The sequence below is a fragment of the Acinetobacter nectaris CIP 110549 genome, assembly GCF_000488215.1.
Classification (GTDB): Bacteria; Pseudomonadota; Gammaproteobacteria; order Pseudomonadales; family Moraxellaceae; genus Acinetobacter; species Acinetobacter nectaris.
In genome coordinates, this window is record NZ_KI530737.1 from 37,636 (window position 1) to 50,325 (window position 12,690).

10 protein-coding genes are annotated in these 12,690 nt (G+C 36.5%); 6 read left to right on the top strand and 4 right to left on the bottom strand.

All coding sequences use genetic code 11. The features are described from left to right. Positions 1-3: 3 nt before the first annotated feature. From mqo to P256_RS12360, 4 genes are all read left to right on the top strand, one after another. Positions 4-1,632 (top strand): malate dehydrogenase (quinone), encoded by a 1,629-nt coding sequence (mqo, locus tag P256_RS12345; protein ID WP_023274031.1) that lies wholly within the window; start codon positions 4-6, stop codon positions 1,630-1,632. Positions 1,633-1,711: 79 nt separating this feature from the next. Further along, on the top strand, positions 1,712-2,164 hold the full coding sequence (locus P256_RS13035; protein WP_023274032.1) for a hypothetical protein: 453 nt from the start codon (positions 1,712-1,714) through the stop codon (positions 2,162-2,164). A gap of 129 nt (positions 2,165-2,293) precedes the next feature. Then, positions 2,294-3,175 (top strand): homocysteine S-methyltransferase family protein, encoded by an 882-nt coding sequence (locus P256_RS12355; protein WP_023274033.1) that lies wholly within the window; start codon positions 2,294-2,296, stop codon positions 3,173-3,175. Continuing rightward, positions 3,176-4,501 carry a basic amino acid/polyamine antiporter gene (locus P256_RS12360; protein WP_023274034.1) on the top strand — a complete coding sequence of 442 codons (1,326 nt, stop codon included), beginning with the start codon at positions 3,176-3,178 and terminating at the stop codon, positions 4,499-4,501. A gap of 51 nt (positions 4,502-4,552) precedes the next feature. Here P256_RS12360 and gltP read toward each other — a convergent pair whose 3' ends face one another. Next, positions 4,553-5,839 (bottom strand): glutamate/aspartate:proton symporter GltP, encoded by a 1,287-nt coding sequence (gene gltP / locus P256_RS12365; RefSeq protein WP_023274035.1) that lies wholly within the window; start codon positions 5,837-5,839, stop codon positions 4,553-4,555. Positions 5,840-6,325: 486 nt separating this feature from the next. Between gltP and P256_RS12370 the strand changes: the two genes are divergently transcribed. Both P256_RS12370 and P256_RS12375 read left to right on the top strand, forming a co-directional pair. After that, positions 6,326-7,696, top strand: a complete 1,371-nt coding sequence (locus P256_RS12370) for a phosphohexomutase domain-containing protein (RefSeq protein ID WP_023274036.1) — start codon at positions 6,326-6,328, stop codon at positions 7,694-7,696. A gap of 137 nt (positions 7,697-7,833) precedes the next feature. After that, positions 7,834-8,676 carry a DnaJ domain-containing protein gene (locus P256_RS12375; RefSeq protein WP_023274037.1) on the top strand — a complete coding sequence of 281 codons (843 nt, stop codon included), beginning with the start codon at positions 7,834-7,836 and terminating at the stop codon, positions 8,674-8,676. 63 nt (positions 8,677-8,739) lie between these two features. Here the strand turns inward: P256_RS12375 and galE are convergent, their stop codons facing one another. The 3 genes from galE to P256_RS12390 are packed head-to-tail and all read right to left on the bottom strand — an operon-like array spanning position 8,740 to position 12,681. Then, the gene (gene galE / locus P256_RS12380; protein WP_023274038.1) at positions 8,740-9,756 is read right to left on the bottom strand and encodes a UDP-glucose 4-epimerase GalE; all 1,017 of its coding nucleotides are present in this window, start codon (positions 9,754-9,756) and stop codon (positions 8,740-8,742) included. Then, complete coding sequence (gene pgi / locus P256_RS12385; RefSeq protein ID WP_228130244.1) at positions 9,749-11,386, bottom strand: glucose-6-phosphate isomerase; 1,638 nt, start codon at positions 11,384-11,386, stop codon at positions 9,749-9,751. The genes galE and pgi overlap by 8 nt, the downstream gene beginning before the upstream one ends. Positions 11,387-11,421: 35 nt before the next feature. Continuing rightward, positions 11,422-12,681: a nucleotide sugar dehydrogenase gene (locus tag P256_RS12390; RefSeq protein WP_023274040.1), complete on the bottom strand. Its 1,260-nt coding sequence runs from the start codon at positions 12,679-12,681 to the stop codon at positions 11,422-11,424. Between the last annotated feature and the right edge of the window lie 9 nt (positions 12,682-12,690).

The window sequence follows — 12,690 nt, forward strand, 5'->3', positions numbered from 1 at the left end:
TACATGAAGAAATTCATGAAATATCTACTTATACTATTGATAGTATTGGGTATTGTATTTATTCTATTTTTATTCCGCCCAGTCAGTTCGAAACAAATTGACGTTGACTCAAACGAACCAACTGTTGATGTTGCGCTCATTGGCGGAGGCATTATGAGTGCAACTTTAGGTACATACTTAAATGAGCTACAGCCGAATTGGAAAATTCGCATGTTTGAGCGTTTAGACCAAGTTGCTCAAGAAAGCTCGAATGGCTTTAATAATGCAGGCACTGGGCATTCAGGCTTCATGGAAATGAACTATACCGAAGAAAAAGACGGTAAAATGGACATTTCAAAAGCGGTGAATGTCGCAAATCAATTTGAAATTTCAAAACAATTCTGGGCATATCAAGTAAATAATCAAGTTCTTGGTCAACCCAATACTTTTATTAACCCTGTACCACACCATGCTTTTGTATGGGGTGATAACGTCGACTTCCTAGAAAAACGTTATGCAGCAATGATCAAGAACCCATTATTTAAAGGTATGGAGTTTACAGAAGACCCTGAGCTTATTAAAAAATGGGCACCTTTAGCCATGGAGGGACGCGACCCTAAACAAAAGGTTGCTGCAACACGCATGGAAATTGGTTCTGATGTGAACTATGGTTCTATCACCAAACAGCTTGTTGCCCATTTAGAAAAATCACCAAACTTTAAGTTAGCACTTTCGACTGAAGTCACGAATATTAGTCAAAATGCTGACAAGACTTGGTCTATCGAGTCTAAAAACTTAAAGACAGGTCAAATTAGTCGGATTAAAGCAAAATTTGTATTTATTGGTGCAGGTGGTGCTGCGATTAAAATGCTTCAAAAGACAGGATTACCCGAAGCCGAGCAATATGCAGGTTTCCCTGTAGGTGGTGAGTTCTTAATTACAGATAATCCAAAAGTTGCATCTGAACATACAGCTAAACTCTATGGTCGTGCAGATATTGGTGCACCTCCAATGTCTGTTCCACATATCGATACACGCTATATTGATGGTAAAAAGTATGTGTTATTTGGCCCATTTGCAACATATTCAAATAAGTTCCTAAAAAATGGTTCTCAATTTGACCTACTTGCTTCGACCAACCGTCATAATGTATTACCAATGACAAATATTGGCTTAGAAAACCTTGATTTAGTTCGATATCTTATTAGCCAAGTACTCATGTCTGATGAAGATCGCTTTAATGAGCTGAAGAAATACTACCCAAATGCAGACCCTAAAGATTGGCATTTGAGTCAAGGTGGTCAGCGTGTTCAAATTATTAAGAAAGAACCAGGTAAGCCTGCAAAACTTCAATTTGGTACAGAAATTTTTGCATCACAAGATAAATCTGTAACTGCATTATTAGGTGCCTCTCCGGGTGCTTCAACATCTCCATATATTATGTTGAGCTTGCTTGAAAAAGCCTTCCCAGAACAAACCAAAGGCGAGTGGAATCCAAAACTTCATGAAATTATTCGTTCTTATGGACAAAAATTGCCTGAAGACCCACAGTTACTTGACCAAACTCGTCACTATACGAGCCAAACACTTGGTCTGAACTATATAACGCCTACAGATTTATTCTCTACAAAAGCACCAGAACAAAGTAAATAGTTTTTGTTCTCGCATAAAAGGGATGAAATCTTTTTCATCCCTTTTTATAATTATATACCCTCACAATACTAACAACAGCATGACACAATCTACACAACCCGCACTATTTCAATGGCTATCTAAAATTAGCTATGTTTTACTTTTTTTACTGCTGATACATGCAGCATACATTGCAATCATTGGCGGTGCTGTTAAGTTTATTCTTTTTAGTTTCATCACTTTACTCATTTTAATTACTTCAAAGTTTCAACATATTTTTTATAAAGTTATTTTGGGTATCCTTTCTCTCGGATCAGCATTCTATTTACTGATGTATAAACATGATTCAGTGCTTCCTCTCGGTTTAGTCATTGCTTATATCGTCGGCTTCTTTTTTATAAATAGCAGCTATAGAATAAAACTTAGAACAATGGCTTTTTTAGGGCTATTCATTATTATCGGCTTTTATCAGTTTTCATATTTTCAAAACCTCAAATCACATTATGCACAGTATAAAACGACCGAAACTTGGCAAAAATATGGAGCACTATGAATCAATTTCACCTTTAAGATGAATAGGTTTCATTTTCTATTTTTTTGAATAAGATTATCAAAAACTTCATTAACTTCGTATAAAACTTTTCAGTATACTGCCTCTATTCGTACAAAATAGATGTGTATTATGAAAATTTTAGATGGCGGTGTTGGCCGAGAACTTGCACGGCGTGGGGCACCGTTTAAACAACCAGAATGGTCTGCATTGGCACTATGGGAAGCTCCAAGTACTGTCAAAGATGTACATCTAGATTTTATTCACTCAGGCTCTCAAGTCATTACAGTGAATAACTATGCCGTCGTTCCTTTTCACATTGGTGAAACACGCTTTCATAATGAAGGGCGCCAACTTATCCAAGTTGCAATCGACCAAGCAAAACAAGCTGTTTTAGAAAGTAAAAAAGATGTTCAAATTGCAGGCTGTCTCCCGCCTCTATTCGGTTCATACCGTGCAGACTTATTTCAAGCAGATCATGTCACTGAAATTGCTGTACCCATTATTGAAACACTCTCACCGCATGTGGACTTTTGGCTTGCAGAAACGCAATCTTGTCTAAAAGAGGTTGAGCTAGTACATGCGCTCTTGCCTAAAGACAACAAACCTTATTGGGTTTCATTTACGCTACAAGATGATGTTTCACTCGAAACAGCACACTTACGCTCAGGTGAAACCTTAGAACAAGCCGCAGAAGTGCTCAAGCGCATTGGTGCTCAAGCTGTCTTATTTAACTGTTGCCAACCAGAAGTCATTCTAAAAGCGATTGAAGAAATAAAAACACGCCTACCTGAAATACAAATTGGTGCGTATGCCAATGCATTCCCGCCACAATATGAAAATGCAACAGCAAATGATGGGCTCGATGAAATCCGTGAAGATTTAAGTCCTGAAGCCTACTTACACTTCGCACAGCAATGGAAAGACGCAGGAGCAACCCTCATAGGTGGTTGTTGTGGAATTACCCCTCAACATATACAGCATCTATCACAGTACTTTAAAGGGTCTGTATAAATGTCTTCTCAGAAAATTGGACTACTTTCTCTCACGGCGCTCGTATTCAGCTCAATGGTTGGCTCTGGCGTATTTAGTCTGCCACAGAATATGGCTGCCGTTTCCAATGGTGCAGCTTTAATCATTGCTTGGCTCATCACAGGCATTGGTATTTTATTTTTGGCCTTCGCGCTTTTGTTCTTATCTCGCCAATATCCAGAACTTGATGGTGGCATTTATAACTATGCACGTGCAGGCTTTGGCGAGCTCATCGGCTTCTGTTCCGCTTGGGGCTATTGGCTATGTACGACCATTGGTATCGTCGGTTATGTCGTAATCGTCTTTGCCTCTTTAGGCATGTTTGTAGACACTAAAGAGCATGTGATTTTTGGTGATGGCAATACGCTCTATGCAATCATTGGCTCATCTATATTTGTTTGGCTCGTACATTGGCTTGTAAGCCGTGGTATTAAAGAAGCCGCGATTGTAAATCTTATTGCAACTATTGGTAAAACTGTTCCAATGGTTGTCTTTATTTTATGTACTTTCTTTGCATTCAAGCTCGATCTATTCAAGTTTAATTTCCATGATGTTTCTTTACAGGTGCCTCTTTGGCAGCAAGTAAAAGATCTCATGCTCATTACTTTATGGGTATTTACAGGCATTGAAGGCGCAGTTGTATTATCTTCTCGTGCAAAAAATAGAAATGATATTGGTAAAGCCACGGTTTTCGGTGTTCTCACTGCGCTTACCTTTTATATTATGGTCACTGTACTGTCTTATGGTCTGTCTACACGTGCAGAAATTGCAGGTATGCAGAACCCATCAATGGCAACCATTTTATCTCATTATATTGGTTTTTCGGGTACCGTTATTATTACTGTTGGGCTTATTATTTCTGTTGCTTCTTCTTACTTAAGCTGGACCCTCTTTGCAACTGAGATTCCTTTTCTTGCTGCAAAAAATGGGGCTTTTCCTAAGAAGTTTTTAGAAACCAATGAGAATAATGTACCTAAAGCATCATTGTGGCTAACATCTATTGTGGTTCAGCTCTGTCTTGTTGCTGTCTATTTCTTTAATAAGAATTACACACAGCTTCTACTTATTTCTTCTGTGATGATCCTCTTACCGTATTTCTTGGTATCTGCATTTTATTTAAAAGAATCTATTAGACATAAACGCCATAAGCATATTTGTATTGCATCAGTTGCAACCATCTATGCACTATGGTTGTTATATGCTGCTGGTGTTTCGTTACTGCTTCTTTCCGTTGCATTATATGCTGTTGGACTCATCATCTTCTTTTATAGTTATTTACAACATAAAAGACAGCTCAAAGCAGAATAAACGGCATAAAAAAACGGTTCATCATGAACCGTTTTTATTTGAAGCATTCAATTATTTAAGAGAAAGCTCATATTCTTTTGCTTTTTCTGCATCAAATTGCTTTTCCCACTTACTAATTACAAGTACTGCCAAAGCATTACCAATAACGTTCAATGCAGTACGTGCCATATCTAAGATACGGTCAACACCAGCAATAAATGCAAGACCTTCTAAAGGAATACCTACAGAACCAAGCGTTGCAAGTAGTACAACGAATGAAACTCCAGGAACACCAGCAATACCTTTTGAAGTTACCATTAACGTTAATACAAGCATAATTTCTTGTGTTAATGACAAATCAATGCCGTATAACTGCGCAATAAAGATTGCAGCAATACTTTGGTAAAGCGTAGAACCATCTAGGTTAAATGAATAACCTGTTGGTACAACGAAGCTTGAAATTGCTTTAGGCGCACCGTATGCTTCCATTTTTTGCATGATACGCGGTAAAACTGTCTCAGAACTTGCAGTTGAGAATGCAAGAATAAGTTCATCTTTTAGAATTTTAATAATTGTAAAAATGTTTAGATTACAAATTTTTGCAACAATACCTAATACACCTAAACCAAAAATTAAAATGGCAGCGTAAACTAAACCAACAAGTTTTGCTAATGGTACCAATGAAGAGAAGCCAAAGCTTGCAACAGTTACGGCGATTAATGCAAATACACCTACTGGCGCATACATCATCACAATATGAGTTACACGGAACATTGCTTCTGAAACAGATTTCATTACATCAAGTAATGGCTGTTTTGTTTCATTTGGAAGTGCAGCTAAACCTGTACCAAAAATAACCGAGAAGAATATGATTGGCAGCATTTGTGCTGTTGCCATTGCATTAAAAATATTCGATGGAATTAGAGACAATAATGTCTGCATAAAACTATGCGAACCTGACTGAACTTGCTCAGTTGTATGTTCATACTGAGAAATATCAACTTTATGCAAAAGAGACATATCCACACCAGCACCAGGGTGGAATGTATTTGCTAAGAATATCCCTAAAATAATTGCAACGGTCGTAATAACTTCAAAATAAATAATTGTTTTTAAACCAAGTGTTCCTAATTTCTTAGAATCTCCTACCCCAGCAATCCCTAGGATTAATGTAGAAATTACAATAGGCACAACAATCATTTTAATCAGACTAATAAAGATCTGACCAGCAGGTTTCAAGAAATTAGTAACTGCATAATCTCTAATTTCAGGCTGATTATGTAGAATCGCCCCGACAACAACCCCTAAAACTAAGGCGATTAAGATTTGCCACGCAAGACTAATCTTCACTTTTTTCATAGGCCAAAAACCCTACTCAATCCCATTTTTTGTAATAAATTTATGCATCACAATGTTGGGAAATGGAAAGATAAAAGCATGAAACTCATGAGCTGAGTACTGATAATGCTTTGCTAAAAACTGAACTAATGTACTAATGGGCTATTCAAGCGTCAACATAAAATTACATGTGATACTAGTTAAAAAATGTATCATTTTTTATTTTCTTTAATTATCATATGGTTATATGTTTATATTTTTCTCTCACTCATTTCCTCTTATTTGTAGTTTTTACTTTTTTCAAATAAAATCAATTATACCAAAGTCTTGTTTTTACTAAAAACTTATAATTTTATTCTATGAATAATATAACAAAAAGATATCACTGAATTACTCTTCTCTATACTATATTTTTATATTGTACCTACAAGTTGCCTTTTGTACTTACAATTACATAAATGCTCGTTATAATAAATTTTCTCATAAACACCAAAAATACTGAGACCTATGACAACCTTAACTTGCTTTAAAGCCTACGATATTCGTGGCAAATTAGAAACTGAACTCAATGAAGATATTTCATATAAAGTTGGACGTGCTTATGGACAAATTTATAAACCAAAAACAATTGTCGTAGGCTGTGATGTACGTTTAAGTAGTCAAAGTTTAAAAGAAGCTCTTATTCAAGGTCTAAATGATGCAGGTGTCAATGTACTCGACCTTGGAATGACAGGTACAGAAGAAGTTTACTTTGGTGCATTCCATCTCGATGTGCAAGGTGGAATCGAAGTTACAGCAAGCCATAACCCAATGGACTATAACGGCATTAAGTTAGTACGTGAAAATGCACGTCCTATCAGTGCCGATACTGGTCTTAAAGATATTCAGAAACTGGCTGAAGAAAACAACTTTGAAGAAGTTGCACAAAAAGGTACAACTGAATCTTACAATATTCTTCCAGAATTTGTTGAGCATCTACTGACTTACATTCAACCTGAAAAAATTCGCCCATTAAAACTCGTTGTTAATGCAGGTAATGGTGCAGCAGGTCATGTTATTGATGCCTTAGAAGAAAAATTTAAAGCACTGAATATTCCTGTCGAATTTATTAAAATTCATCATGAAGCAGATGGTACATTCCCAAATGGGATTCCTAACCCAATTCTTGTAGAAAATCGTGCAAGTACATCTGAAGCTGTAATCAAACATGGTGCAGATATGGGTATTGCATGGGATGGCGACTTTGACCGCTGCTTCCTTTTCGATGAAAAAGGTCAGTTTATCGAAGGCTATTATATTGTTGGTTTACTTGCACAAGCTTTTCTCATTCAAAAATCAGGTGAAAAAATTGTTCATGACCCACGTTTGGTATGGAACACACTAGATATTGTTGAAAAATACAATGGTATTGCTGTTCAATCCAAATCAGGACATGCTTTTATCAAACAAGTAATGCGTGAAGAAAATGCAGTCTATGGCGGTGAAATGAGTGCACACCATTACTTCCGTGACTTCTCTTACTGTGACAGTGGTATGATTCCATGGTTACTTGTTTCTTCACTACTCTCAGAAACACAGCAGACACTTTCATCACTTGTTGAAAATATGATTGCTAAATTCCCATGTAGTGGCGAAATTAATTTCAAAGTAAGCAATACAGGTACTGTCATCCAACGTATTTTTGATCACTACGCTGTACAAAACCCAACGATTGATAAAACTGATGGCGTAAGTTTAGATTTTGGTGCATGGAGACTCAATATTCGTGCATCAAATACAGAACCTTTACTACGTTTAAATATCGAATTAAATGCAAGTGCGGCAGGCCGATCTTTACAATCTTATGTAGATGAAGTTTCAGCACTGATTCAAGCATAAAAATAACCGTAGCTAAGCTATAATAATATAGCTTAGCTACTTATTAAGTTCCACGTGAAACATAAGTTTGAATAAAATTATATAGCTAGATATTATATCTACCCCTTACCTCTCACATATTGGTCCCAACAATAATTATGCTTTGGATTATCATTCTTGTATTAGGGATATGCTTTTTTGGTCTTATTCTACAGTTTTGGCTTGTTATTTTATCTACAGTATTAGGTGCTTTTTTTTGGGGTACAACAGGAGGGATTGTTGGCTTTATCGTAGGTTGCTTTCTACAAACGAACAGCCAGAAAAAGCGAATTAATCTATACCAATCTCAACAATACTATCAGCAATCACAAGCATCCCATGATATTACACGCCTAAAGCCTATTATTGAGCTTGTAAGTTATTACACCACTTTTCCCGACCAAAACTGGTCATCAGATAAAGTAAATTATGTAAAAAATACATTTCGCTCTGAGTGTAGAGATGAAAATGATCTCACTCTTTTAAAAGATCTTCTGAAAGAAAGACGTTTAGATCTTGCCCAAATTTTGAGAGAAGTATTAACCCTTTCAGATTATGAGACACGAATTACTATTTTTAAAATGTGTTGCCAAGGCTTAAATTATAATAATTACAATGATGCTAATATGGAGAGAATCCTCGTCAATCTAGCAACAAATTTACAGCTCCATATATTTCATTACCAAACCATTATCGATATGTTCAAAAGCCATAGTCATCAACAAGGTGGTTATAGCTATACAAATGAAAACTATACAACCAGTTTAGCTGATGCATATCAGACTCTTGGCATTGCCGAGACAACTGACCAAGCGGCAGTCATTAAAGCATACCGTAAAAAAATGATGCAATATCACCCTGACAAAAATCCAAATGCCTCTGAAGCTGAAAAAGAAAAGCTCAACGAAAAGGTCAGTGAAATACAAACCGCTAAAGAAAGAATTATTAAATCTTTAGGTTAAAAAAAATGGTGAATACATTCATATTCACCATTTTAGTCTAATATCTATTTTACTTGAGATATATCAATTAAAGCCTGTTGGGTTTTGGCGTTGCCAATTCCAACTATCTTTGAGCATATCTTCTAAAGTAAATTTCGGTTGCCATTTCAGCTCTGCAACAGCCCTTTGGTTATCTGCAAAGTAAGCTGCTAAATCACCCTCTCGACGAGGTGCATACTCAAAAGGCACTTTTAAGCCATTTACTTTTTCGAAGGTTTCTTTAATTTGTAGTACTGAACAGCCTTGGCCTGTTCCAATATTCCAAGCACGACAACCCGTATTATCTAAACGATTATCTAAAGCACGTAGATGTGCATCAGCTAAATCTACAACATGGATATAATCACGAATACATGTCCCATCAGGTGTATTGTAGTCATTACCAAAAATTGAGAGTTTTTCTCGTTTTCCAACAGCAACCTGTGTCACATAAGGCATCAGATTATTTGGAATACCTTGTGGGTCTTCCCCAATCTGACCACTTTGATGTGCACCAACAGGATTAAAATAACGCAGTAAAGCTACAGACCAACGATCATCAGCAATTGCTAGCTTTTCTAACATTTGCTCAATAATAAGCTTAGTATAGCCATAGTTATTATTTGGCATCCCTGTTGGCATTGTTTCTTGATATGGAGATGGATTGTTTTCCCCATAAACGGTTGCCGATGAGCTAAAGACAATGTTAAAAACATTTGCCTTTTCCATGGCTTTGAACAAGCTTACGCTGCCTGCAATATTATGTTCAAAATAAGAAAGTGGAAACTTTTGGCTTTCTCCAACAGCTTTTAAACCTGCGAAGTGAATCACTGCATCAATCTTATGAGAATGAAATACCTCTGCGAGTCTACTTTCATCACGAATATCAGCTTCGACAAACTCAAGGCTTTTGCCTGCAAGTTTTTCTACACGTTTAAGTGACTCAACTGAGCTATTTGATAGATTATCAATTACTACAACATCATGCCCTGCCTCTAAAAGTGCAAGACATGTATGTGAGCCAATAAAACCTGCTCCACCAGCTACTAAAATATTAGCCATTATTTTTTCCTAACAAAATTTCAATGAGTCCTTGTGTCGATGCATCAAAAGATGACAAATCTTCTTGTTCACCATTAAGTACAGGTAGTAACTGATTTGCAATTTCTTTACCCTTTTCAACACCCCATTGGTCAAAAGGATTAATATTCCAAATAACAGATTGAACAAAAACTTTATGTTCATAAAGTGCAACAAGCATTCCAAGTGTATAAGGACTCAGTTCTTGAATAAGCATCGTTGTACTTGGTTGATTGCCTTCATATTGTTTATATTCAGGTAGATGATCTAGCTCATCTTTTGCAAGTGCTTCATTTCCAAATGCAAGCAATCTTGACTGCGCTAAACAATTCGATAAGGCTAAATTATGCTGTATTGCCAATGCTTCTGCATTTTCAACATAAGTAAAATGTTTTGCATTATAACGCTCTACAGGCGCAATAAAATCACAACTGACGGAGTGTGTACCCTGATGAAGTAACTGATAAAAAGCATGTTGTGCATTGGGTCCAACTTCACCCCATACAATTGGACATGTTCTCAACTCAACTTTTTTATTATTTCGTTGAATTGACTTACCATTTGATTCCATTTCTAGCTGTTGTAGATAAGAAGCAAAGTATTTTAAACGTCCATCATAAGGTAAAACTGCATGCGTTTGCATGTCTAAGAAGTTTGTATTCCAAACTCCCAACAACCCCATTAAAACTGGAATATTTTCTGCAAATGGCGCTTTTTGAAAGTGTTGATCTACAGCATAAGCCCCTGCTAAAAACTCTTTAAACCCATCAACACCAACAGTTAATGCTATCGGCAAACCAATACAAGACCATAGTGAATAACGACCACCAACCCAGTCCCACAACAAAAATTGCTTCTCAGGATCAATTCCCCAAGCAGTCATTTTTTCAGGCTTTGTGGAAACACCGATAAAGTGATTTTTTATCACAGTATCATTTTCACCTAATGCTTTTTCAAGCCATAGACGCACAGTCTTTGCATTTGACAATGTGTCAATTGTGCCAAATGATTTCGATGAAATAATAAATAATGTCGTTTCTGGACGTAGCTGATGTAGTAGATCAGAAAGTTGGCTACCATCCATTGTAGAAACAAAGTGTGTTTTTAGGGGACTGGCTGTTTGTACTTTAAAATCTGAGAGTGCATGACTGACCATTAGTGGACCAAGGTCAGATCCACCAACACCAATATTGACAACATCTTGAATGACTTCGCCTGTTGCACCACGATATTGACCTTGGTGAATTTTCTCCACCAATGCATACATTCTTTCCAGCTGCTCATTTACCTGATTTGCAAGCAGTTGATGTTCACTTCCTTGCTTTGGTAATCTGAGTGCCCAATGCATTACAGCACGTTTTTCTGTGTAGTTAATTGTGTCTGTTGAAAAAAGCTTTTTAATCCAATCATCAAGCTTTTGCTGCTTTGCAAACCCAACAAGCTCATCTAACACTGGCTGTGTAATACGCTGCTTACTATAATCAAAAACTAACTGCTCAAATGATTGAGAAAAGTCTTTAAATCTTGATTTATGCTGGTCGAAAAGCTCATTTAAATGAATATTTTCCAAGCTAATAGCAAGTTTTTTCAAATGATTATATGGGGTATTCATTGCATCTTTCGGAAATGTAGTTATATTTTGGTCGCTCATATACGCCCAACTCCTTCATATGCAAAACCTTGTGATTTCACATAATTTGCATCATAAACATTACGGCCATCAAATATCAGTGGATGATTCATTAATTGATGCAGACGCGTGTAATCTAAACTTAGATACTCTTTCCATGCAGTCAATAAGCACAGTACATCTGCTTTTTCTACAGCCTCGTAACGATGTTCACATAAAATAAGATCGTCACGCGACCCATATTTTTTTGCAATAAATGGTAGTGCTTGCGGGTCATGCAATTGAACAATCGCACCTTGTGCCCATAGTGCCGTCAGCATTTTATGTATAGGTGAAAAGTTTGTTCTTGGTGTATTTTCTTTAAATGATGCACCCCAAATTGCAACTACCTTACCTTTGAGATCGCATTGGTAATAGTTCCACAACTTGCGAAACAGTACTTCTTTTTGCTGTTCGTTAATGTCCCAAACTTGTTCGAGCAATTCGCTTTTAATACCAGTTTGAGCAATTGTTTTTGTCAGTGTTAGAATATCTTGTGAAAAGTTTTCCCCACCAAAACCAACACCTGGTGCTAGATATGATGAACCTATTCTAGAGTCGGCACCTAGCCCTAATCGCACGTTGGCAATATCAACATTCATCTTTTCAGCAACTTGAGCCAAATCATTCATATAACTGATACGTGTCGCTAACATGCCCGAAATACTTAATTTAGTAAATTCAGCATCTCGAATAGGCATAAATAAGTAATGATGATTTGCACTATAAAAAGGTCTTAAAAGCTCTCGAATTTTTTGCTTTGCCATGGTTGATTCAACACCAACAACTATATGCTGTACTTTGGTAATACTGCTTAAGGCATTACCCTCTTGAACCATATCTGGCAAATAACACCAATCATCTTTAACTGCAATTTCTTGTAATCTTTTCGTCCCTTCTAGACCAAAACTTGAACCATTTACCATCAATTTAGGATGAATAATCGGTTGCATCTGAAGCTTTTTAAGAACATCTGCCGCAAGTGAATACTCATGAGAGTTAAATGCAAAAAAATAAGCATCAACATCAGCCGGAATATCTGAACATGAAGAAATAATAAGATTTTTTTGAATAATTTGTTTTTGTATTAAATCATTAACGGTTTTATCTTGGTATTCAATTGAACAGCAATTTTCGTCTACAGGGTATTGGCACCAGTAACTTTGGTGCCCATACTCTGCAAATAAACCCGCCATGACTCCTGCATTTAATGTCGTTCCATAAATTGCAATTTTCATGACTTTCCT